Annotated in this window: 22 protein-coding genes; 7 read left to right on the top strand and 15 right to left on the bottom strand. The window is 64.7% G+C overall.

The window, feature by feature from the left end; all coding sequences use genetic code 11:
- Positions 1-28: 28 nt before the first annotated feature.
- The 3 genes from ACK2SD_RS18775 to metG form a co-directional block, all read right to left on the bottom strand.
- Complete coding sequence (locus ACK2SD_RS18775; RefSeq protein WP_342649503.1) at positions 29-199, bottom strand: PA3496 family putative envelope integrity protein; 171 nt, start codon at positions 197-199, stop codon at positions 29-31.
- 104 nt (positions 200-303) lie between these two features.
- Positions 304-942: an endonuclease III gene (gene nth / locus ACK2SD_RS18770; protein ID WP_039575953.1), complete on the bottom strand. Its 639-nt coding sequence runs from the start codon at positions 940-942 to the stop codon at positions 304-306.
- A gap of 86 nt (positions 943-1,028) precedes the next feature.
- Positions 1,029-3,068 carry a methionine--tRNA ligase gene (metG, locus tag ACK2SD_RS18765; protein WP_412460554.1) on the bottom strand — a complete coding sequence of 680 codons (2,040 nt, stop codon included), beginning with the start codon at positions 3,066-3,068 and terminating at the stop codon, positions 1,029-1,031.
- Positions 3,069-3,227: 159 nt separating this feature from the next.
- Between metG and apbC the strand changes: the two genes are divergently transcribed.
- Entirely contained in the window at positions 3,228-4,322 is a 1,095-nt protein-coding gene (gene apbC / locus ACK2SD_RS18760; protein ID WP_412460553.1) for an iron-sulfur cluster carrier protein ApbC, read from the top strand.
- A gap of 120 nt (positions 4,323-4,442) precedes the next feature.
- Here the strand turns inward: apbC and ACK2SD_RS18755 are convergent, their stop codons facing one another.
- Positions 4,443-4,652, bottom strand: a complete 210-nt coding sequence (locus ACK2SD_RS18755; protein WP_016488765.1) for a cold-shock protein — start codon at positions 4,650-4,652, stop codon at positions 4,443-4,445.
- A gap of 323 nt (positions 4,653-4,975) precedes the next feature.
- Here ACK2SD_RS18755 and dcd point away from each other — a divergent pair, with 323 nt between their 5' ends.
- Positions 4,976-5,542, top strand: a complete 567-nt coding sequence (gene dcd, locus ACK2SD_RS18750) for a dCTP deaminase (RefSeq protein ID WP_029613227.1) — start codon at positions 4,976-4,978, stop codon at positions 5,540-5,542.
- A 95-nt stretch (positions 5,543-5,637) separates the two neighbouring features.
- The gene (locus ACK2SD_RS18745; protein ID WP_029613226.1) at positions 5,638-5,841 is read left to right on the top strand and encodes a hypothetical protein; all 204 of its coding nucleotides are present in this window, start codon (positions 5,638-5,640) and stop codon (positions 5,839-5,841) included.
- Here the strand turns inward: ACK2SD_RS18745 and pdeM are convergent, their stop codons facing one another.
- The 10 genes from pdeM to ACK2SD_RS18695 form a co-directional block, all read right to left on the bottom strand.
- On the bottom strand, positions 5,842-6,498 hold the full coding sequence (pdeM, locus tag ACK2SD_RS18740) for a ligase-associated DNA damage response endonuclease PdeM (RefSeq protein ID WP_412462340.1): 657 nt from the start codon (positions 6,496-6,498) through the stop codon (positions 5,842-5,844).
- A 35-nt stretch (positions 6,499-6,533) separates the two neighbouring features.
- Complete coding sequence (locus tag ACK2SD_RS18735; protein ID WP_295481353.1) at positions 6,534-8,984, bottom strand: ligase-associated DNA damage response DEXH box helicase; 2,451 nt, start codon at positions 8,982-8,984, stop codon at positions 6,534-6,536.
- A gap of 68 nt (positions 8,985-9,052) precedes the next feature.
- Positions 9,053-10,168, bottom strand: coding sequence for a succinylglutamate desuccinylase/aspartoacylase family protein (locus ACK2SD_RS18730; protein ID WP_412460552.1), 1,116 nt, complete (start codon positions 10,166-10,168; stop codon positions 9,053-9,055).
- 103 nt (positions 10,169-10,271) lie between these two features.
- Complete coding sequence (locus ACK2SD_RS18725; protein WP_412460551.1) at positions 10,272-11,936, bottom strand: ATP-dependent DNA ligase; 1,665 nt, start codon at positions 11,934-11,936, stop codon at positions 10,272-10,274.
- Positions 11,933-12,949, bottom strand: a complete 1,017-nt coding sequence (locus ACK2SD_RS18720) for a ligase-associated DNA damage response exonuclease (protein WP_039575969.1) — start codon at positions 12,947-12,949, stop codon at positions 11,933-11,935. The genes ACK2SD_RS18725 and ACK2SD_RS18720 overlap by 4 nt, the downstream gene beginning before the upstream one ends.
- 108 nt (positions 12,950-13,057) lie before the next feature.
- The gene (locus tag ACK2SD_RS18715; protein ID WP_412460550.1) at positions 13,058-15,493 is read right to left on the bottom strand and encodes a penicillin acylase family protein; all 2,436 of its coding nucleotides are present in this window, start codon (positions 15,491-15,493) and stop codon (positions 13,058-13,060) included.
- Between the two features lie 187 nt (positions 15,494-15,680).
- Positions 15,681-15,878 (bottom strand): SEC-C metal-binding domain-containing protein, encoded by a 198-nt coding sequence (locus ACK2SD_RS18710; RefSeq protein ID WP_029613223.1) that lies wholly within the window; start codon positions 15,876-15,878, stop codon positions 15,681-15,683.
- Between the two features lie 6 nt (positions 15,879-15,884).
- Positions 15,885-16,361: an LEA type 2 family protein gene (locus ACK2SD_RS18705; protein WP_029613222.1), complete on the bottom strand. Its 477-nt coding sequence runs from the start codon at positions 16,359-16,361 to the stop codon at positions 15,885-15,887.
- Positions 16,362-16,363: 2 nt separating this feature from the next.
- The gene (locus ACK2SD_RS18700) at positions 16,364-16,840 is read right to left on the bottom strand and encodes a YchJ family protein (protein WP_412460549.1); all 477 of its coding nucleotides are present in this window, start codon (positions 16,838-16,840) and stop codon (positions 16,364-16,366) included.
- A gap of 4 nt (positions 16,841-16,844) precedes the next feature.
- Positions 16,845-17,339: a DUF6231 family protein gene (locus tag ACK2SD_RS18695; RefSeq protein WP_304484034.1), complete on the bottom strand. Its 495-nt coding sequence runs from the start codon at positions 17,337-17,339 to the stop codon at positions 16,845-16,847.
- Between the two features lie 160 nt (positions 17,340-17,499).
- On the opposite strand from ACK2SD_RS18695, the gene ACK2SD_RS18690 reads away from it, so the two are divergent.
- From ACK2SD_RS18690 to ACK2SD_RS18680, 3 genes are all read left to right on the top strand, one after another.
- On the top strand, positions 17,500-18,204 hold the full coding sequence (locus ACK2SD_RS18690) for an OmpA family protein (RefSeq protein WP_342649495.1): 705 nt from the start codon (positions 17,500-17,502) through the stop codon (positions 18,202-18,204).
- 153 nt (positions 18,205-18,357) lie between these two features.
- The gene (locus ACK2SD_RS18685) at positions 18,358-18,633 is read left to right on the top strand and encodes a DUF1145 domain-containing protein (RefSeq protein WP_029613218.1); all 276 of its coding nucleotides are present in this window, start codon (positions 18,358-18,360) and stop codon (positions 18,631-18,633) included.
- Positions 18,626-19,387, top strand: coding sequence for a collagen-like protein (locus ACK2SD_RS18680; protein WP_412460548.1), 762 nt, complete (start codon positions 18,626-18,628; stop codon positions 19,385-19,387). The genes ACK2SD_RS18685 and ACK2SD_RS18680 overlap by 8 nt, the downstream gene beginning before the upstream one ends.
- 39 nt (positions 19,388-19,426) lie before the next feature.
- On the opposite strand, the gene ACK2SD_RS18675 is transcribed toward ACK2SD_RS18680, so the two are convergent.
- Entirely contained in the window at positions 19,427-19,891 is a 465-nt protein-coding gene (locus ACK2SD_RS18675) for a CopD family protein (RefSeq protein ID WP_412460547.1), read from the bottom strand.
- Between the two features lie 98 nt (positions 19,892-19,989).
- On the opposite strand from ACK2SD_RS18675, the gene dinG reads away from it, so the two are divergent.
- Positions 19,990-22,134: an ATP-dependent DNA helicase DinG gene (gene dinG / locus ACK2SD_RS18670; RefSeq protein WP_116887709.1), complete on the top strand. Its 2,145-nt coding sequence runs from the start codon at positions 19,990-19,992 to the stop codon at positions 22,132-22,134.
- Positions 22,135-22,179 lie beyond the last annotated feature (45 nt).

The raw sequence follows: 22,179 nt of genomic DNA, 5'->3' as shown, positions 1-22,179 counted from the left end.
CTAGGGCAGGAGGTCTGCCTGCCGCGGGCTACAGGTCGTAATCGAAGTCGGCCAATTGCCGCTGCAAGCGCCGTTCTTCGAGCAAGTTGTCGATAGTGCGGCGTTTGCTCAGGTTGGTTTTGGCAGGTTCCACCTGCGGTTCTGCGTCGTCGTCCGCGACGAAGTCCTCGTCGATCAATTCGTCTTTATCGGTGCTCATGCATCGCTCCAAGCCAAGGGGCCATTGGCCGTCCTTATAGCGAGAATCGCAGAACCGGTAAAAAAGATTTTTTCAATCGGACATCATGACTTTTTGCTAAAGCGTCAATCGTCCGAGGTCTTGTGCCGATACTCGCACAAGTCCTCGATCCGGCAACTGCCGCAGCGGGGCTTGCGTGCCTGGCAGACGTAACGGCCGTGGAGGATCAGCCAGTGGTGGGCGTCGAGCAGGTAATCCTTCGGCACGAACTTCAGCAGCTTCTTTTCCACCTCCAGGACGGTCTTGCCTGGCGCAACCCCTGTGCGGTTGCTGACCCTGAAAATGTGGGTATCCACTGCCATCGCCAGTTGCCGAAAGGCCGTGTTGAGGACCACGTTGGCTGTCTTACGGCCCACACCGGGCAGGGCCTCCAGCGCTTCGCGCGTCTGCGGCACCTCGCTACCGTGCTGCTCGATGAGCAGGCGGCACGTTTCGATGACGTTCTTGGCCTTGCTGTTGTACAGGCCGATGGTCTTGATGTACTCGCTCAACCCAGCCACGCCCAGGGCGAAGATGGCCTCAGGGGTATTGGCCACCGGATACAGCCGGGCGGTCGCCTTGTTCACACCCACATCGGTCGCTTGCGCGGACAGAATCACCGCGATCAGCAGTTCGAAGGGGGTGGTGTAGGCCAGTTCGGTTTTCGGGTCAGGGTTGTCTTCGTGCAGCCTGCGAAAGATCTCCAGGCGTTTGGCGGCATTCATGAGGCCACGCATTCCTCGGCGACGGAAAGGGGAGAGTCAGCGCTGCAGCCTGGGGCGTCGGAAGACGCCCCAGGCCGGGGGCCGGTTCACTTGATGCGTTGGCCTGGCTTGGCACCGCTGTCGGGGCTGAGCAGGTAGATTTCCTCGCCGCCGGGGCCAGCCGCCATGACCATGCCTTCGGAGACGCCGAAGCGCATTTTGCGCGGCTTGAGGTTGGCGACCATCATCGTCAATCGGCCTTCGAGCTTGGAAGGGTCAGGATAGGCCGACTTGATGCCAGAGAACACGTTGCGCCGTTCATCGCCAATGTCCAGGGTCAGTTGCAGCAGCTTGTCGGCTCCGGCCACCGCCTCGGCTTTGACGATCAGCGCGACACGCAGATCGACGGCAGCGAAGGTGTCGAACTCGATCTCAGCCGACAGCGGGTCTTTGCCCAATTCGCCATTGCCCGCCGGTGCCTGAGCGTCGGCGCTCAGCAAGTCTTCCTTGCTGGCGGCGATCATGGCCTCGACCTTGGCTGGCTCGATGCGGCTCATCAACGCCTTGAACGGGTTCAAGGTATGGTTTTCCAGGCGCGACAGGTGGTCGTTCCACGTCAGCGGTGCGACGTTCAGGAAGGCCTCGGCATCGGCGGCCAGCAGCGGCAGCACGGGTTTGAGGAAGATCACCAGTTGCCTGAACAGGTTGATGCCCTGGGCGCAGATGGCCTGGACCTCGTCCTGCTTGCCTTCCTGCTTGGCCAGGGACCAAGGGGCTTTATCGGCGATCCACGCATTGGCACGATCGGCCAGGGCCATGATCTCGCGCATGGCGCGGCCGAAGTCGCGGGCTTCATAGGCGTCGGCGATCGACGGCGCGGCGGCGAGGAACGCTTCGGTGAGCTCCGGTGCCGCGTCGCCAGCGACCATCACGCCCTGGTTGCCCTTATGGATGAAGCCTGCGCAGCGGCTGGCGATGTTCACCACTTTGCCGACCAGGTCCGAGTTGACCTTCTGCACGAAGTCGTCGAGGTTCAGGTCGAGGTCGTCTACACCGCGTCCGAGCTTGGCCGCGTAGTAGTAACGCAGGTATTCGGGCTGCAGGTGATCCAAGTAGGTGCGGGCCTTGATGAAGGTGCCGCGGGATTTGGACATCTTCGCGCCGTTGACGGTGAGGTAGCCGTGCACGTTCACTGCGGTCGGCTTGCGGAAGCCGGCGCCTTCGAGCATCGCGGGCCAGAACAGCGCGTGGAAGTTGACGATGTCCTTGCCGATGAAGTGGTACAGCTCGGCTTGCGAGCCTTCATTCCAGAACGCGTCGAAGTCCAGCTCCGGACGGCGAGCGCACAGGTTCTTGAAACTGGCCATGTAGCCGATCGGAGCGTCCAGCCAGACATAGAAGTACTTGCCGGACTCACCTGGAATCTCGAAGCCGAAGTAGGGGGCGTCACGGGAGATGTCCCACTCCTGAAGGCCGGCGTCCAACCACTCGGCCAGCTTGTTGGCCACGGCGTCCTGCAGGGTGCCGCTGCGGGTCCACTGCTGCAACATGGCCTGGAAATCTGGCAGTTTGAAGAAGAAATGCTGGGAGTCGCGCAGCACCGGGGTGGCGCCGGAGATGGCCGACTTGGGGTTCTTCAGTTCGGTTGGCGCGTAGGTGGCACCGCATTTTTCGCAGTTGTCACCGTACTGGTCCTCGGCGGCGCACTTCGGGCAGGTACCCTTGATGAAGCGATCGGCCAGGAACATACCCTTTTCCGGATCGAAATACTGGGTCACCGACCGATTGGCGATGTGCCCGGCTTCGCGCAGACGGGTGTAGATCAGGCTCGACAGCTCACGGTTTTCTTCGCTGTGGGTCGAGTGGAAGTTGTCGAAGTCGACCAGGAAGTCTGCGAAGTCGCTGCTGTGCTCGGCCTGAACATTGGCGATCAACTGCTCAGGGGTGATGCCTTCCTTCTCCGCGCGCAGCATGATCGCCGAACCGTGGGCATCGTCGGCGCAGACATAGATGCACTGATTACCGCGCAGCTTCTGGAAGCGCACCCACATGTCCGTCTGGATGTATTCCAGCATGTGGCCAAGGTGAATCGATCCATTGGCATAGGGCAGGGCGCTGGTGACGAGAATCTGACGTGGCTCGGACATGGTGGCTCGGCTACTTATCTGGCGACGGGTAAAAATGAGGATGATCGGCCACTATAAAGGGCTGGCGCAGATATTTCACCCCGCAGACGCATCTGTGCGCGCTCGCGGGTTAGCATAGGCGCCTGTTCCACTTTTCCGAAAAATGCCACGGGAGTCTCCATGAGTGCCGTCACACCCGCCGCCATCGAAGGCGTGCTTCGCCAGTACACCGACCCGTACCTGAACCAGGATCCGGTCAGCGCCGGCTGCGTGCGCGCCATCGACGTTCAAGACGGTCAGGTCAGTGTGCGCTTGCAATTGGGTTACGCCGCCGGCCTGTTCACCAATGGCTGGGCTCAGGTGCTGCAGACGGCCATCGAGAACCTCGACGGCGTGACGTCGGCGCAGGTGCGCATCGACACGCAGATCGTTGCGCACAAGGCTCAAGCCCAGGTGCCGGCGCTGGCCAATGTGAAGAACGTCATCGCGGTGGCCTCGGGCAAGGGTGGCGTGGGCAAGTCGACCACTGCTGCCAACCTCGCCCTGGCCTTGGCGCGCGAGGGGGCGCGGGTGGGCATTCTCGATGCCGATATCTATGGGCCGAGCCAGGGCGTGATGTTCGGTATTCCGGAGGGTACGCGCCCGCAGATCCGTGATCAGAAGTGGTTCGTGCCGATCAAGGCCCATGGCGTCGAGGTGATGTCCATGGCGTTCCTCACTGACGACAACACGCCGATGGTCTGGCGCGGACCGATGGTCTCCGGCGCCTTGCAGCAACTGGTCGCCCAGACCGCCTGGGACGATCTCGACTATCTGGTGATCGACATGCCGCCGGGCACTGGCGATATCCAGTTGACCCTGGCGCAGAAAGTGCCGGTGGTCGGTTCTGTGGTAGTGACCACGCCTCAGGACTTGGCGTTGCTCGATGCCAAAAAGGGCGTCGAGATGTTCCGCAAGGTCAACATCCCGGTGCTGGGTGTGGTGGAGAACATGGCGGTGCACATCTGCTCGAATTGCGGCCATGCCGAGCACCTGTTCGGCGAGGGCGGTGGAGAGAAGCTGGCGAGCCAGTACGGGGTCGAGTTGCTGGCGTCGCTGCCGCTGTCCATGGTCATCCGTGAGCAGGCTGACAGTGGCAAGCCTACAGCTATCGCCGAGCCGGATAGCCAGATCGCCATGATCTATCAGGAACTGGCGCGTCAGGTCGGTGCGCGCATCGTGCTGCAAGAGGCCGCAGCACCGGCGATGCCGAGCATTACCATCAGCGAGGACTGATCCGGCATTTAGGATTGCATTGCGGGCTTGCCCGCGATGCATCCAGCGCTGGCCCATTCGCAGCCATAAAAAAACCCGCCATAAGGCGGGTTCTTTTGAAAGCGAGGAAGCTAAATCGACTTAGGCGATTTGAACTTCTTCAGCCTGCATACCTTTCTGGCCGCGGGTAGCGACGAAGGTAACAGCCTGGCCTTCTTTCAGGGTTTTGAAGCCGTCAGCCTGGATGGCTTTGAAGTGTACGAACAGGTCGTCACCCGACTGAGGAGTGATGAAGCCGTAGCCTTTCTCATCGTTGAACCACTTGACGGTACCGGATTGGCGGTTGGACATGTGTCTGTCTCCTTGGACAAAGTAGATTTCGGCTCAGGAAACGCCCTGGCCGGGACTGAGTGCAAAGAGAGCGGAAAATTCAGCGATGGGCCGATCAGGATCGTGCATCTAACAGATTCTCGGTGTCACGTGCAGCACAGTGGCGTCACCTTACCCCACTTTCCGCAACCTGCCAATGGCCAACAGCGGCTTTGATGAAATTCGTCTCGGCGAAGCGCGAGCCCGTGCCGGGCGCGGGATAGGGCAGGGAACTTTATCGTGTCGGCCAGGACCGGTAAGATGCGCATCTCGTTTTCAATCTCGACCTTTCAGGACAACCCGCCATGAGCATCAAATCGGACAAGTGGATTCGCCGCATGGCGCAGGAACACGGCATGATCGAACCCTTTGTCGAACGCCAGGTGCGCGGCGAACAGGACAGCCGGGTGATTTCCTTCGGGGTGTCCAGCTACGGCTACGATGTGCGCTGCGCCGACGAGTTCAAGGTCTTCACCAACATCAACTCGGCGACCGTCGATCCGAAGAATTTCGACGAAGGCAGCTTCGTCGACATCAAGAGCGATGTCTGCATCATTCCGCCGAACTCCTTCGCCCTGGCGCGCACCGTCGAGTACTTCCGCATTCCCCGTGACGTGCTGACCATCTGCCTGGGCAAGAGCACCTACGCCCGCTGCGGGATCATCGTCAACGTCACGCCGCTGGAGCCTGAGTGGGAAGGTCACGTGACCCTCGAGTTCTCCAACACCACGACCCTGCCGGCGAAGATCTACGCCAACGAAGGCGTGGCGCAAATGCTGTTCCTGCAGTCCGATGAGGCCTGCGAAGTGTCGTACCGCGACCGTGGCGGCAAGTACCAGGGCCAACGTGGCGTGACCCTGCCGCGCACCTGAACCGACGAACCGGGGGAATTAGTTTCCCTTTTGACACTCCTACGAGGTAACTCCCCGGCGTGCATAACGCGCGCCGGCCTTGTCTGGAGCAGCCCATGAAACTCGACCCTGCAATCAGTGCCAAACTGGCTGGCCTGCAGCCGAACCAGATCGGCATGCTGGCGTGGAGCCTCCTTGCACACCCTCCGGTGCACTTGCATGCCGGCGGTGTACCACACCAGCCCGATCCCGATCCAGCGCCCACGGAGCCCGGCGAACCCACCATACCGGACCAGCCACCGCCGACCCCGATGGCCTGATCACCTGGGTAAGGCCCATACACGATCCCCACCCGCCACGAACAGGCGGGTGCTTGGAGAAGGGTCCACCGTCCAGCCTCCGGTGAACTCGCCGAAGGCTGGCAACAGGCTGACAGTGTTCTCAAAGACGAAACACGGCAGCCTCAGCCGTTGCCTACCGCGACCTTTGAGCACGCAGGCCGGGTGAATGTGTCCGGCGATCACTGGCAGCGTCGCATGGGCTTTGGGCTCGTGTGCCAGCGCAAGACCGCCCATCACCCAGGGTTCCTCCACCACCTCGATCCCCAGCGCGTGCGGCGGATCGCCTGCATGGCGATCATGATTACCCCGCACCAGAATCATCTTCAATTGCGCATGTCTGTCGCGCCACAGTGCCAGCCTGGCGAGCGTGGCGGGTGCTCGGGCGCTGCGCGCATGGAGAAAGTCGCCCAGTACGATCAATTGTTGGCAATCGTAATGTTCCAGCAGCCGGTCCAGGCGCTCCAGCGTCGCGCTGGTGGTGCCTCGGGGCACTGGCTGGTGCAGGGCACGGTAGCTGGCTGCCTTGCCGATGTGCACATCGGCCACCAGCAGCGCCCGTTGCGCCGGCCAGTAAAGCGCCTTGTCCGGTAATAGCCAGAGGGTTTCGCCGCAGTGCTCAATGACCAGATGTTGCACGTTCAGCGAGGCCTCCTCGACAGGGTGTGGGTGATTCACGGTCGGCTCGCCGCCTTCTCCAGGTCGGCCACCATCCGCGCGATTCGATCGGCGAGCTTTTCGGTGCTCAGGGTCTCGCGCATGCCTTCGATCAGCAGTGCGAAAGCCAGTGGGCTGGGCCGTTGCAATGCATGCAGGTCCAGGCTCAGGCCTGCCAGTTTCTGCAATTGGTGACTCAGCCGCTCGATTTCCAGTTCTTCCATCAACACCTCGTCACGCGCCTGGCCCAGCAGCAGGTTATCCGCATCATGCTTGCGGAACACTTCGTAGAACAGACCGCTGGACGCTTGGATCTGACGGGTACTTTTCTGCGCTGCCGGGTAGCCGCCAAAGACCAGGCCGGCGATCTGGGCGATTTCTCGAAAACGCCGCAGCGCCATCTCCCCCGCATTCAAGCTGGCAAGCACATCCTCGAGCAGATCGTCGACCGTCAGCGCGGCGGGCAGATACGCTGCCCAGTCCACCGCGCTGGCGGCCAGCAATTCGAAGCCATAGTCGTTGACGGCGATCGAGACCGACAGCGGCTGCTGCCGGCTGACCCGCCAAGCGAGCAGATTGGCCAGTCCCAGGTTGGCCATGCGCCCGGCGAAGGGATAGACGAACAAGTGCCAGCCCTGGCGCGTATGCAGCGTCTCGGCCAGCAAGGTGCGTTGCGTGGGCAGCGCCGACCAACTGGCCTGAAGCGCCAGCAGGGGACGCACCGCGCGCATTTCCGGGCCCTCGTAATGGCCATGGGCCGCGGCATCCAGGCGCTCGACCAGGGCATCGGCCAGCTCGCTGGACAGCGGCATGCGCCCGCCATTCCAGCGTGCCACCGCCGCTTTGCGCGCCGTGCTGCGACGCACGTAGGCGGTCATGTTTTCCACCCGTACCAGCTCCAGGATGCGCCCGCCGAACAGCAGGGTATCGCCAGGCTTGAGACGGGCGATGAACGATTCTTCGACGCTGCCCAGCGACTTGCCACCTCCGCCTTTGCTCCAGTATTTCAGTTGCAGGCTGGCATCGCTGACGATGGTGCCGATGCCTAAGCGATGGCGGCGTGCCAGACGCTCGCTGGCCACGCGCCAGAGGCCATCGGGGTGAGCTTCGACGCGTTGGTAATCCGGGTAGGCCGTCAGCGAGCTGCCGCCATGGCGCACGAAGGCCAGTGCCCACTGCCACTGGGCGTCCTGCAAGTCCTGAAAGGCCCAGGTGCTGCGCACCTCCTCGAGTAACTGCTCAGGCCGGAACCCGCTGCCCAGCGCCATGCTGACCACGTGCTGGACCAGCACGTCCATGCTCAGCCGCGGCGAGCGACGCGCCTCGATGTGCCCGGCCGCCAAGGCCTGTCGAGCCGCGGCGGCCTCCACCAGTTCCAGGCTGTGGGTCGGTACCAAGGTGATGCGGGACGTCCTGCCTGGCGCGTGTCCCGACCGCCCGGCACGCTGCAGCAGGCGCGCGATGCCTTTGGCCGAACCGATCTGCAGCACCCGTTCGACTGGCAGGAAATCCACCCCCAAATCCAGGCTCGAGGTGCAGATCACTGCTTTCAGCGTCCCCTGCTTGAGGCTGCGCTCTACCCAGTCGCGGGTGTGCCGGGCCAGCGACGCGTGGTGCAGCGCGATCAGGCCTGCCCAGTCAGGGCGGGCATCGAGCAGCGCCTGGTACCACAATTCGGCCTGGGCGCGGGTGTTGGTGAACACCAGGCTGCTGGCGCTGGCCTCGAGCTCGGCGCTGACCTTGGTCAGCATCTTCAGCCCCATGTGTCCAGCCCAAGGGAATCGCTCGATTTCGTCCGGCAGCAAGGTATCGACCTGGATGCGTTTGTCCTGGCGCCCTTGCACCAGACGTCCGCCGCCAGGCAGCAGCACCTCCAGCGCGTGCGGCAGGTTGCCCAAAGTGGCCGACAGGCCCCAGACCACCAACTGTGGCTGCCAGCGCCGCAGGCGAGCCAGGGCCAGTTGCAACTGCACGCCACGCTTGTTGCCCAGCAGTTCATGCCACTCATCCACCACGATCATGCGCAGTTCGGCAAAGTCGCGCTCGGCGTGTTCACGGGTGAGCAGCAAGGTCAGGCTTTCCGGGGTGGTCACCAGCGCACTGGGCAGGCGTCGAGTCTGCCGTGCGCGCTCGGCGCTGGACGTGTCACCGCTGCGCACGCCGATGCTCCAAGGCAGCCCCAGCTCATCGACCGGTGCCTGCAAGGCGCGGGCGGTATCACTGGCCAGCGCACGCATGGGCGTGATCCATAACACCTGCAGCGGCGCCGGATGACGTCCACTCACAGGACGGGCGAAGGCTCGCAGGGCACCCAGCCAGACGGCGTAGGTCTTGCCGCTGCCGGTACTGGCATGCAGCAGGCCCGATTCGCCGCGCTCAATCGCTGCCCACACGGTGCGCTGGAAGGCGAAGGGCTTCCAGCGTCGGCTGCTGAACCAGGCGTTGGCGAGGTCGGGTGAGGTGGGCATCAGTGGCCGGTCTCGTCGAAGGCTGTGCTTCTACAGACCCGCCAGTGTGCGCTTTGGTTTGATTCGCGTCAGTTGGCCAGTAGATAGCCGCTACGGCACACCTGCTCGCCCGCGACATGGGCGATGACCATACCGGTCGTCGCCATGCGGCGCACACTGCGTGCATAGAGCAGGCCGCCGTGGGCAGTGCTCACCGGGGTCACCTGGTCGTTGAGCGGGTCGATGATCTCAGCGACCTGCTGTCCCGGCTCCAGGTATTGTCCTGGCTTGGCGTGGAACACCAACAGGCCACCACGTGGCGCCGCCAGCGGCTCGACCGCTGCCAGCGGCGTGGCAGGATACCGAAGCGGGGGCTGGGGGCTCGCCTGGCCCGCGATCACGCCCCGGTGCACGAGGAAATCGAGGAGCGCCTGGCAATCCTGGCGGGCCAGTTCATGGTTGACGTCGGCCTGGCCGCGCAGCTCGACGGTGGCCGCCACGCAGCCCAGGGGAATCGGGAAGCGCTTGGCGAAACGCTGCTGAAGTTGCCACCAGACCAGGCTGAAGCATTCGTCGAACGACTGCCCGCCCGAGTCGGTGGCCAGCAGGCTGGCCTGGGCGCCGAGATAGCGCGCCAGCGGCTCGACCTGTGGCCAGGCTTCGGGAGTGGTGTAGAGGTGTTCGACGGCCTCGAAGTCGCAGTGCAGGTCGAGCACCAGCTCAGCGTCGCAGGCCAGGCGCTGCAAGGTCAGGCGCTGGGCCTGCAGCGGCGTCACCGCCGGGTGGGCCTCCAGCCCGCGACGCAGGTATTTGCGGATCAAGGCGAGGTTGTGTTCAGGATCGCCGCTCAGCCGTGGTTCGATCTGATCGCCGATGCTGTCCGACAGGTCGACGAATTTGCGGTTGAAGTTCTCGCCACTGTGCAATTCGAAACGTCCCAGCGGCGCATCCAGCAGCACCTGCTCCAGACCCACCGGGTTGGCCACGGGCACCAGCACCACCTCGCGCTGTAGCAGGCCCTGCTGGTGCAAGTCCCGCAGACGCTGCTTCAGGTGCCAGGCGACCAGCATGCCGGGCAACTCATCGGCGTGCAGCGAGGCCTGGATATAGACTTTGCCTTGGCCTCGCGGGCCAAAGTGGAAGCTGTGCAACTGACGGGTGACACCGGGAACCGGAGAGAGCAAGTCGTGGGTCAAGTGATGCATGGGAGTCCTGGGCTGCGCGGGCGTTGATCGTGGCGACTGGAAATAGAAGCACAAACTGAGCCTGCGTGCCTATGCACGTGAGCACCGGACACCGGCAAACGCGTCAGGTCGGACCGAGCAGACTCTGCAAGGTGGCCAAGTCGTCGGCCTCTTCCACGGGCTTGTCCAGGCGCCAGCGCAGCATCCGTGGAAAGCGCACGGCGATCCCGCTCTTGTGACGTTTGGACAGGGCGATACCCTCGAAACCGAGCTCGAACACCAGGGTCGGCTTGACGCTGCGCACCGGGCCGAAAGTCTCCACGGTGGTCTTGCGGATGATCGCATCGACCTTGCGCATTTCTTCGTCGCTGAGCCCCGAATAGGCCTTGGCGAAGGGCACAAGCGTGCGTTGCGCAGCACCGGCCGGTGCATCCCAGACGGCGAAGGTGTAGTCGCTGTAAAGGCTGGCGCGGCGGCCATGGCCGCGCTGGGCATAGATCAGCACTGCATCGACGCTGAAGGGGTCGATCTTCCACTTCCACCACACGCCCAGATCCTTGGTGCGACCGACGCCATACAGTGCATCGCGCCGCTTGAGCATCAACCCTTCGACGCCAAGGCTGCGCGATTGCTCGCGCTGTTCGGCCAGGCCCGCCCAGTCGTCTGCCTGCAGCAGAGGGGACAGCAGTACCGGCGCCAGCGGGTGTTCGTTCAGCAGACGTTCCAGCCCACTGCGCCGCTCGTGTTGCGGGCGGCTGCGCCAGTCTTCTCCCTGATACTCGAGCAGGTCGTAGGCCTGCAGCACCACCGGCGCATCGGCGAGCAGCTTCTTGCCGAGGATCTTGCGACCCAGGCGCTGCTGCAACAAGGCAAAAGGCTGCACCGCGGGCGCGTCTTGCGTGGTGCCAGGCTTCCACACCAGGATTTCGCCATCGAGTACCACGCCGTCCGGCAGGGTTTCGGCCAGGCTGTGCAGTTCGGGAAAACGCTCCGTGACCAATTCTTCGCCGCGCGACCAGATCCACAATTGGCCCTCGCGCTTGACCACCTGGGCACGGATACCGTCCCACTTCCATTCCACTTGCCAGTCTTCGACCGGGCCGATCAACGTGGCGAAGTCTTCCACCGGCGCTTGCAGGGCATGGGCCAGGAAGAATGGGTAGGGCTGTCCGCCGCGTTGGGCGTGTTCGTCGTCCGATTCCGGGGCAATCAGTTTCAGGTAGCTGTCGGGCGTCGGTCGATGGCTGAGGTCGGTGTAGCCGACCAACCGTTGCGCCACACGCTTGGGGTCCAGGTCGCACAATTGGGCCAGTGCGCGAGTGACCAGCAGTTTCGACACCCCGACTCGGAAACTGCCGGTGATCAACTTCAGGCACAGCATGAGGCTGGGACGGTCCAGACGCAGCCACAGTTGCGGTAACCGTTCGCCAATCACCTCGGCGGGTTGCCCACGCAGGGGCAGCAGGTGCTGCTCGACCCACTGCGCCAGTCCTTCATCGCTGTCGTGATCGTGCTGTGGCAGGAGCAGGGAAATGGTTTCGGCCAGGTCGCCGACCGACTGGTAGCTCTCCTCGAACAACCAGTCCGGCAAGCCCGCCATGGCCGTGGCCAACTCGCGGAGCAAGCGGGTGGGCACCAGTTGCCGTGGGCGGCCGCCGGCCAGGAAATAGACCGCCCAGGCCGCGTCGGCGGCCGGTGCCTGGGCGAAGTAGTCGCGCAGGGCCTGTAGCTTGGCATTGCTCGAAGTGGTCGCGTCCAGGCGCAGGTAGAGCTCGGCGAAATCCTTCATGGTGCAGGCTCCGCAGCGGGGGCGTCATCCTCATCGCCGTATTCGGTGACGAAGGCGCGGGCGTCCAGGCCCTGTTCGCACAGGTAGCGCACCAGCACGCCGACCGAGCCGTGGGTGACCATCACCCGCTCGGCACCGGTTTGGCCGATGGCCCATAGCAGGCCGGGCCAGTCGGCATGGTCGGAGAGCACGAAGCCGCGGTCCACGCCACGCCGCCGACGGGTTCCGCGCAACAACATCCAGCCGCTGGCGAAGGCGTCGCTGTAGTCGCCGAAACGCCGCATCCAACTGCTGCCGCCGGCCGATGGCGGTGCCAGCACCAAGGCCTGGCGCATCAGCGGATCATTGCGCGGGATATCACCGGCATAGCGGGTTTCCGGAAGCGCGATACCGGCTTCGCGGTAGACCCGGTTCAGTGGCTCCACGGCGCCATGCACCAGGATCGGGCCAAGGCTGGCGTCCAGCCCATGGAGAATGCGCTGGGCCTTGCCGAAGGCATAGCAGAACAGCACGCTGGCCTTGCCCTGGTCGCGGTTGCTGCGCCACCAGGCGTTGATGTCGGCGAACACCTCGGCCTGGGAGGGCCAGCGATAGATCGGCAGACCGAAGGTGGATTCGGTGATGAAGGTGTGACAACGCACCGGCTCGAACGGTGCGCAGGTGCCGTCGGGCTCGACCTTGTAGTCGCCCGACGCCACCCACACCTCGCCCTCGTACTCCAGCCGTACCTGCGCCGAGCCGAGGACATGCCCGGCAGGATGGAAGCTCAAGGTCACGCCGTGGTGCACCAGACGCTCGCCGTACGGCAGGGTCTGCAGGTCGATGTCCTGGCCCAGCCGGCTGCGCAGAATGCCGGCGCCGGGGGCTGCGCACAGGTAGTGTCCGTTGCCGGTGCGGGCATGGTCGCCGTGGCCGTGGGTGATCACCGCGCGCTCCACTGGCCGCCACGGATCGATGTAGAAATCTCCGGGTGGGCAATACAGGCCTTCGGGACGGGCGATCACGAGATCCATGGGCATTCGCGCTGGCTGGGGTTATTGCTTAGGAGCGCGACGTCGGCGTGGAAGTTCGGCTGGATCGAAGCACGCCGAGCGACCCTGGCGGGCCGCTCGGCAATAGGGCTACTTGCCCGGGGTGAGGGTCAGGCGCTGGCTGCCGTAGGCGCGGGCGAAGTTCTGCGGCTGCAGCGGCAGGGTAGTGAAACGGCCCTTGAACCAGGCGTCCAGGCCGTCGGCATAGTGGGCGCTGGCAGCGTTGCCGGACTGACCGCTGCTGGTCAGCACTTGCAGCGGTTCGGCCTGGCCGAAGTCGACGATCATCCGCGCCGAGGCCGGCAGCCTGGTATCGAAGTCACGGCCCCAGGCGTAGGGCGTCAGGGCCAGGGTGCTGAAGTCGCCACCGGCTGCCATCGGTGCCTGGTTCAGGGCGTCGCCCAAGCCATGTACGTTCGGCGCAGGCCAGTGGTATTGGTGCAGCTTGCCCCATTGCCAGGCCTTGCGGTCGGCGCCGAATCTGGCGATGCCTGCGTCCATGGCCGCCGCGAGGCTACGGGCGAGAATGGTCGGTTTGTCTTCCTTCTGCGGCGTGCTGCGGTCGTCCCAGAACGGGCTGTCTTCACGGCCGAGCAGGTGATCGGCCTGGGCCGAATAAGACAGCTCGGCATTGCTCACGAAGGCTTGCCAGGCGGCACTGGACTCAGGGCCGAGTTCGTCGAGGAAGGTCTGGCGCACGACGGTCTGCAGGAACAGTTCATAGAGCGCGGCGTCGGCCGAGACCGGACTGAGGCGACCGTCGAAGGCTTTCAGCCTGGTCAGGGTTTCGCGGGCCTTGTCGCGCTGTGCGGCAGGCAACGCGTCGATGGCCTGCTTGAGCGGCTGGGCCATGCCGGGCGCCTCGAACATGCGCTTGAGCTTGTCGGCGAGCAGCGTCACCTGGTCGTTCTGCAGGGCCATCAGGCTGCGGCTGTCGTGGCGACCGCTGCCCGCCAGTTGGCCCAGACGCTCGGCGCGTTCGGGGTAGTACCAGGTACTCGACAGCTGCATGCCATAGCCTTTGGGCAGGCTGCGCTGGTTGGCGTGGCCGATCCAGCCACTGGGCGGATCCTGGTCGTAGGGGTGAAGCATGGCGTCGGCGAAACCGTCCCAGTCATAACGCCCGTCCCAGCCAGGGGAGGGCAGCAGGCCCTGGCCTTCACGACGGTTCGGGTAGCGCCCGCTGACCTGCCAACCGATATGCTCGGGTTCGGCGAAAACGAAGTTCAAGGCCGCGGCGCCGACTTCGCGGGTGCTGTCGAAGGCGCGTTCCAGCGTGCTGGCGCGGGTCAGGTCGAACAGCGCGTCCAGGCTGCGGTCGTCCTTGAGCTGCGGCAAGTGCAGGGCAAGGCCGTAGCCGTTGGCGGGCTGGCCGAGCAGGGTGCCGTGGCGGGTGTCGTACAGCACTTCGCGCACGGGTCGCTGACCGCGCACGAAGAAGGTCTCGTTGCGCCCACGCGCAGCCTGCCACTTGCCGTCGGCCAAATAGGTGAGCTGGTTGCCCTGGCGGCGCAGTTGTTCGAGGAACAGGTCCTGGTTATCGGCCATGACCGCGCTGGCGCTCCACGCCAACTTGCCGTTGTAGCCGGCCAGCACGATGGGCAAACCGGGCAGCGACAGACCGGCGACCTGATACTTGCTGGTGTGGATCTGCACCGGGCTCAAGGCCCAGGCGGCGCGGCTGTCGCTGGCCAGCAGGCTCTTGCCGCTGCGGCTGCGCAGCGGACCCAGCGCGAGGTTGGACGAGCCGGCGCTGCCCAGCAGGCCCAGCTCGGTGAGCTTCTGGCTGGCCGCAGTGACGTCGCCCAGGCCGGGGATGCGCGTCAGATCGATGCCCTTGAGCTTGTCGGCTTCGCCATTGGCCAAGGCCTCGTCAGGGGCGCTGGGCAGCAGCCAGGCCAGCTTGTCACTGCCGACTTTCTGCGCCAGGGTGAGCGCGGACAGCTCTTCCTGCAGGTTCACCGACTGGCTGAAGGCATACAGACTGAAAATCAGCGCCGAGTCCTCGGCTTTCCAGTACTCAGGGCGATAGCCGCTGCCGGCGAGGTCGCTGGGCAGTTTGTCGCGGTAGCGGAACAGGTAGGCGTTGACGCCTCGGGCGTAGACTTCGAAGAAGCGCTTGAGCCGCGGTGAGGCATCGGCATATTGCTGGGCGGCGCTTTGCTTGAGATTGGCCGCGCGCATCAGGCGGTCGATATCGAGCGCCTCGGCCCCGGCGATTTCGGACAGGCGCCCCTGGGCCAGCAAGCGCATGGCGATCATCTGTTCGATGCGGTCGCCAGCATGCACATAGCCCAGACTGAACAGTGCATCGTGAAAGCTGCTGCTCTCGATCAGCGGCGCGCCCATGGCGTTACGCCGTACCGAGACGTTCTGCGCCAGTCCTTTGAGCGGCTGCACGCCGGTGCTCGGCGGCACACTGTCCTGATGGCCGCCCACCTGACAGCCGGCAAGCCCGAGCAGGCCGAGCAGCACGGCGCCAGAGCCGAACCGGAAACGCAAAGGAGGAAACACGGGGGCAGCCATTGCAAAGGCTCCTGAAGAGGGGAAGTCGGCTAGTTTCAAGCGGGTAAGTTTCAAGCGGGTAAGTTTCAAGCGGTAAGTTGCAAGCGGCAAGTTGCAAGTAAAGGCGCGTGAGCCCACGCATCGCGAGCGACTTCGAGGGGCGGCGCCTCGGCATGCCCGCACTCCAAGCTTGCCGCTCGCGGCTAATTCAAGCGCCGTGGCACTTCTTGAATTTCTTTTCGCTGCCGCAGGGGCAAGGGTCGTTGCGGCCGACGTCTTTCAGCGCATTGCGCACCGGCTCCTGATGGCCGTGGTTGCAGTGCGGGCCGTGCACATGGCCGTGGTCGTGGTGGTGGTCGTGACCGTGGTCGCAGTCGGGGCCATGGACATGGGGTTGTTGGGTCATTGCGGGTTACTCCGGTTTGAGATCGCCGCGGATTATCTCACCACTGCGCGACAAGTGCAGGTCCCTGTGCACGATCAGCCCGGTGGCAAGCTCGGCCTGCAAACTGTAGTTCAAGGGTTTGCCACTTCTGAGCAGCTTGGCCAGCGGTTTGAGGTGCTGCCAGAGGTTGGTGCGCACATCGATCTTGAAGGTCCGCCGCGAATGGGCGCCGACGCTGCGCCACAGGCTGGCCTCGTCCTGCACCAGCAGCAGGTCGCCCAGGCGTACCGTATAGGCGATGGTGCGGATGAACAGACGACTGTCGGTCGGGTTGTCGATGCGCACATGCAAGACGAATTGCTGCTGGTGCAGGCGCGCCTTGACCGTTTCCACCCGCAGCAAATGAACCTCGGGCCGGGCTCGCTCGCTGGCGTCCCAGCCCGCGCAACCGCCCAGCCAGAGGAAGGTGACAGTTAGCAGGCAGAGCCGCCCGATGAAGTTCATGGTCAGTGGCCGACGTAGCTGGCGCAGCATTTCTTGAACTTCTGCCCGCTGGCGCAGGGGCAGGGATCGTTGCGCCCGGCGCGCAGTGCCACGGTGGGGTCGATGAAGTACCAGCGTCCGCCATGCTGCACGAAGGCCGAGCGTTCGCGGTGCTGGTGGTCGCCTTGTTGATCGTGCCAGCGCGCGGTGAAGGTGACGAATGCATGCTCAGGCTGTCCGCCGAGCACTTCGCTGCTTTCGACGTCAAGGCCCAGCCAGGTGCTCTGGGCGCTCCAGGTGGCCATGGCGGCGCGGTCCAGATCGGCTTGCTGGGCGGGCAGCGTGGTTGCCACCAGGTAGTCCACCAGGCCCAGTACATAGGCGCTGTAGCGCGAGCGCATCAAGGCCTGGGCATCGGCTGCCGGCGTTCCGGCATGAAAGCGCCCGCAGCAGGCGTCGAGAAGATTGCCGCTGCCGCAGGGACAGACCGTAACGCTCATGAAGTCACCACCAGTACTTGCCGAAGTTTTGCGGATTGGCCCAGAACTTGGCATTGAGCCAGTCCGGCACCTGCTTGTAGTCATGCAGATCATAGGTGAACAGGCTCAGCACCTGCTCCTGGCGGCGAAACTTTTCACTCGCCGACATCGCCAGGGCGAAGAAGTCGGTGTCGTGCCAGCCGCAGGCGGCCAGGTCGGCCAACACGGCCACCTTGCTGGCGTTGAGATTGCGGATGCCGCCCAACAGTTCCAGGCCGCTGCGCTTGGGCAGGTGCTCCAGGCAGTCCACCAGCACGGCCAGGTCGAAACGCTGCGCGGCCAAGTCGGTGGGCAGCGGCCCCGGCGCGGCTACCTGCACCTGGGTCGCCGGGTGTGCGGCGGCAAAGGCGTCCAGGGCCGGGAAACGCGAGCCCACCAGCAGCAGGCGGGCGGGTGCGAAGCGCTCGAGCAGGGCCGCCAGGGCCTGTTGCGGAGTGCGCTGGGAAAAACCGTCGGTCATTGCCAATCCTCGTTCAGGTCGCCCTAGACTAGCGGGCCTGGCTTTGCGGGCAAAGCGGGTTGTGGTGCAGTCATGGCCCATTGCTGGCAGAGCGGGCACGGGCGGTCTTTACTCCCTGAGCATCGGTCGTGAACCGATTCCCTCAGGAGAGACGACAAAAATGAGCATAGTACGCACTGCGATACCCCTGGTTCTGATCACCGGTGTGTTGACCGGGTGTGCAGGCCTGCAGAAAACCGACTGGCCGAAATGCGCAGCGGTCGGTGGTGTAGGGGGCGCGGCCCTGGGCGCCATCGAAAGTTCGAGCTGGGCTGGCTGGGGCGCCTTGCTCGGCGGTGGCCTGGCAGCCGGTTACTGCTGGTCCCATGGCGACGGTGACGAAGACGGCGATGGCGTGCCGGACAGCCGCGACAAGTGCCCCGGTACGCCGCGTGGGGTCCAGGTCGACGCCAACGGTTGCCCACTGCAGCCGGTGGTCGAGGAGCGGGTGGTCGAGGAGGTGGTGGTGGTCGAGAAGGAAGAGGTCATCGTCATCCGCGACGTGCACTTCGAGTTCGACTCGGCGCGGCTGACCGCCGCCGACAAAGAGCGCCTGAACAGCGTGGCCACCCGCTTGAAGCAAGAGGCGCCCAGCGCCCGCCTGAGCGTCACCGGGTACACCGACAGTGTCGGTGCCGATGGCTACAATCAGAAACTTTCCGAGCGTCGTGCCCATTCGGTGACCGACTACCTGATCGGCAGCGGTATACCGCGTGACCGCTTCGTGTCGGTGGTCGGCGCGGGCGAGCGTCAGCCAGTGGCCGACAACGCCACGGCCGAGGGCCGCGCCCTGAACCGTCGCACCGAGATCAAGATCCAGCGTTGATGGGCCGCGTCCACGTCGCCGGTCGGGGCGTGGGCTTGTGCTGCGAAGCCGTGTCGCCGGCCCCTGGCGCACGGCCCGGCACGGCGTTACTGTTGGCCGCAGCGTCCGCTCGAACGGGCCGCAAGCCAACAGCAAGACAGTCGGGGGCGAGGTATGAAATTCATCTTGGGTCTGGGCAAGGCCCTGACGGTGGTGTTCTGGTGGGTGGTGCTGGTCAATCTGACCCTGCCGCAGCCATTGCCATTGAATCTGTTGATCAATGCAGCCGGTGCGTTCTTGCTGGCCCTGCACCTGCTTGAGGTGCTGATGTTCAATGCCAGTCTTCGCGGGCGCAGTCACCGCTGGTTCGATCGCCTGCAAATCCTGTTGACCGGCATCTTTCACGTCATGTCCATTCCCCGTCCGCTGGAGGCTCCGCGCCATGCGTAAGTTGATGTTGTTGGCCGCGTTGGCCGCTCCGCTGGCGCAGGCCGAAAGCCTTGAGGTGGGTGCCCATTCCATGCTGCGGTTGCCGAACAAGTCGTCCAGCGTGCAGCTGGAGCGTGTCGAGGTGGCCGACTCGGCGACGCTGCTGCTGCCGGCCACGCTGACCGCGCTGAAGATCGACCACTTGGTCATGGGCCGCGAGGCACGTATCGCCATCGCGCCAGCGCCGAGCGCGCTGAGCATCGAGGCCGGTACCGCAGTGCTCGGTCCTGGTAGCGAGATCAGCGCGCCTGGCGCCGCCGGAACCTATCAGCGCCCTGCACGCCCGGGGCGCGACCTGGACCTGCGCTTGCAGACACTGGAGGCCGAGCAACTGATGATCGATGCCAGGGGTGGGGCCGGAGCGCCTGGCTTTGCCGGTCTCGACGGCGGTACTGGCAGCGCCGGGGGCTGCACCTGGGGCACTGCCAGCCGCGGCGCGAATGGCGACAATGGTGGTGACGGCCACGATGGCGCGGCGGGCGGACGGGTGCGTCTGGCCGTCCCCGGTGATTTCCCGGTGGAGCGCATTCAGGTCCGTGTCGAAGGCGGCGCTCCGGGTCAACCTGGCGCGGCGGGCAAAGCGGGGCAGGGCGGAGCCAGCAAGGGCTGTCTGGTGTATCGCACCGCAGCGGGCAGCGCGGGGCGAGCGGGCTTGCCAGGACAGCCCGGGCTGGCCGGAGCAGCGGGGGAGTTGATTCTGCAAACGATCCGTTAGTTCGGTGCTCAGGGCTGCATTGCAGCCCTGTTCGATCTGTCAAAGGGGCAGGCGCGAACTGGCGACGGCCACCACGGCGACGCCCAGCAACAGATTGATGCCGACCATCCGTCGGATCCTGCCCAGCACCGCAGCACCCGAGGCCCAGTCCTCGGCCTGCACGGCGGCGCGCAACTCCGGGAGCAGCAGCGCCTGCACGCGCATGAACAGCGCGAACATCGCGATGCCGCCGCCGATCATCACCTGAACGTGGCGTGGCGCGGCGTCGAAGTCGCCGAAGCGCAGGTGCAACATGCCGATACCGCTGATCGCCAGCACCGCCACGGCCAGCCAGACCCATCCGAAGAAACGTCGGAAAACTTCCAGCCACAGCCGCAGGCGCGCTGGCCCTTCCAGCGCTACGACTGCCGCCGGGCGCAGTATCAGCCAGGCGAAGAACATGCCGCCGACCCAGACCAACGCGGCCAGAACGTGCAGTGTGTAGGGCAGGGCAAAGGCAAGCATCCGGATCTCCATGGGGCATCGAGGGCAATGACGGGGTATGATAGCCGCCCCATGCAAAACACTGAAAATATATCCAGCCCGCCGGGCGCGCCCAGACCATGATCAGCAATGAACTAAAAGCCACTATCCAGGGCGCCTACTCGCGTTTTCTCGAAGCCAAGAGCCTCAAGCCTCGCTACGGCCAGCGCCTGATGATCGCCGAGGTGGCCAAGGTGCTCGGCGATATCGCTTGTGACGAGGAAGGTCGCCGATCTGGTGAACCCGCCGTGGTGGCGGTCGAGGCTGGCACCGGTACCGGCAAGACGGTCGCCTACAGCCTCGCCGCGATCCCCGCTGCCAAGGCTGCGGGCAAGCGTCTGGTGATTGCCACCGCCACCGTCGCCTTGCAGGAGCAGATCGTCTTCAAGGATCTTCCCGACCTGATGCGCAATAGCGGCCTGAATTTCAGCTTCGCGCTGGCCAAAGGGCGGGGCCGCTACCTATGCCTGTCCAAACTCGACGTGCTGCTGCAGGAAGGCCACGCGCAGTCGGCCACCGCTCAGTTGTTCGAAGAGGAAGGTTTCCACATCGAGGTGGACGAGCGCAGCCAGAAGCTGTTCAACAGCATGATCGAGAAGCTTGCCGGCAACCGCTGGGATGGCGACCGCGACAGTTGGCCCGAAACCCTCGAGGACCAGGACTGGGCGCGCCTGACCACCGACCACAGCCAGTGCACTGGCCGGCATTGCCCGAATTTTCAGCAGTGTGTCTTCTATAAAGCCCGCGAAGGCATGGGTAAGGTCGACGTCATCGTCACCAACCATGACATGGTTCTTGCCGACCTGGCGCTCGGTGGCGGTGCAGTGCTGCCCGACCCACGCGACACGATGTACGTGTTCGACGAAGGCCACCACCTGCCGGACAAGGCTATCGGCCATTTCGCCCACTATTCGCGTCTGCGCTCCACCGCCGACTGGCTGGAGCAGACCGCCAAGAACCTGGCCAAGCTGTTGGCCCAGCACCCGCTGCCAGGCGACCTTGGCCGGCTGATCGAGCAGGTGCCGGAGTTGGCGCGGGAAATCCGCACCCAGCAGCAGTTCATGTTCACCCTGTGCGAACAGGTAGCCGACTTCCGCGTGGGCGAAGACATGGAGGGCCGTGACCGCCCGCGCTATCGCTTCGAGGGGGGCGTGGTGCCCGAGCAGATCCGCGAGGTGGGCATCGAGCTCAAGAAAGGCTTCGCCCGGCTCAATGACCTGTTCACCCGCTTGGCTGACCTGCTCAAGGAAGGCATGGATGGCGAGGTCAACATCGGCATCGCCAGTCACCAGGCCGAAGAGTGGTACCCGCTGTTCGGCAGCCTGGTGACCCGCGCCCAAGGTAATTGGGAGCTGTGGACGGCGTTCACTGCTGAAGATCCGCAGGACAGCCCGCCCATGGCGCGCTGGTTGACCCTCGCCGAAAGCGGCGCGCTGTTCGACATCGAAGTCAATGCCAGCCCGATCCTGGCCGCCGAGATGCTGCGGCGCAATCTCTGGCATGTCGCCTACGGTGCCTTGGTCACCTCGGCGACGTTGACGGCGCTCGGCAAGTTCGACCGGTTCCGTATGCGCTCGGGGCTGCCCCGCGATGCCGTCACCTGCGTGGTGCCCAGCCCCTTCGTGCACGGCGATGCCGGTCTGCTGCGCGTACCGGACCTGGGCGCCGACCCGCGCGATGCCGCCGGGCATACCGCAGCCATCATCCGCGAGCTGCCGGCGATCGTCGAAGACGCGCGCGGTGCGCTGGTGCTGTTCTCGTCGCGCAAGCAGATGCAGGACGTGTTCGACGGCCTGGACCGCGACTGGCGCAAGCTGGTGCTGATCCAGGGCAACCTGTCCAAGCAGGAAACCCTGAACAAGCACAAGGCGCGGGTCGACGACGGCCAGCACAGTGTCCTGTTCGGCCTCGCCAGCTTTGCCGAAGGGGTCGACCTGCCAGGTGCCTACTGCGAGCACGTGGTCATCGCCAAGATCCCATTTGCGGTGCCCGACGACCCGGTTGAAGCTGCGCTCGCCGAATGGATCGAGGCCCGTGGCGGCAATCCGTTCATGGAAATTGCCGTGCCCGATGCCTCGCTGCGTCTGATCCAGGCGTGCGGTCGCCTGCTGCGTACCGAGCAGGACCGCGGCGTCATTACCTTGCTCGACCGGCGTCTGGTCACCCAGCGCTACGGCAAGGCTATCCTCAATGCACTGCCGCCCTTCCGGCGGGAGATTCAGTAAACGGCTGGAGCACGATGCTCCGGCCTGTTGTCCATGACTCGATAC

This window comes from Pseudomonas sp. SC11 (assembly GCF_047039205.1).
In the GTDB taxonomy this organism is placed as follows: domain Bacteria; phylum Pseudomonadota; class Gammaproteobacteria; order Pseudomonadales; family Pseudomonadaceae; genus Aquipseudomonas; species Aquipseudomonas boreofloridensis.
Note: the sequence above shows the minus strand (reverse complement) of the source record. Positions and strands in the feature narration are given on the sequence as shown.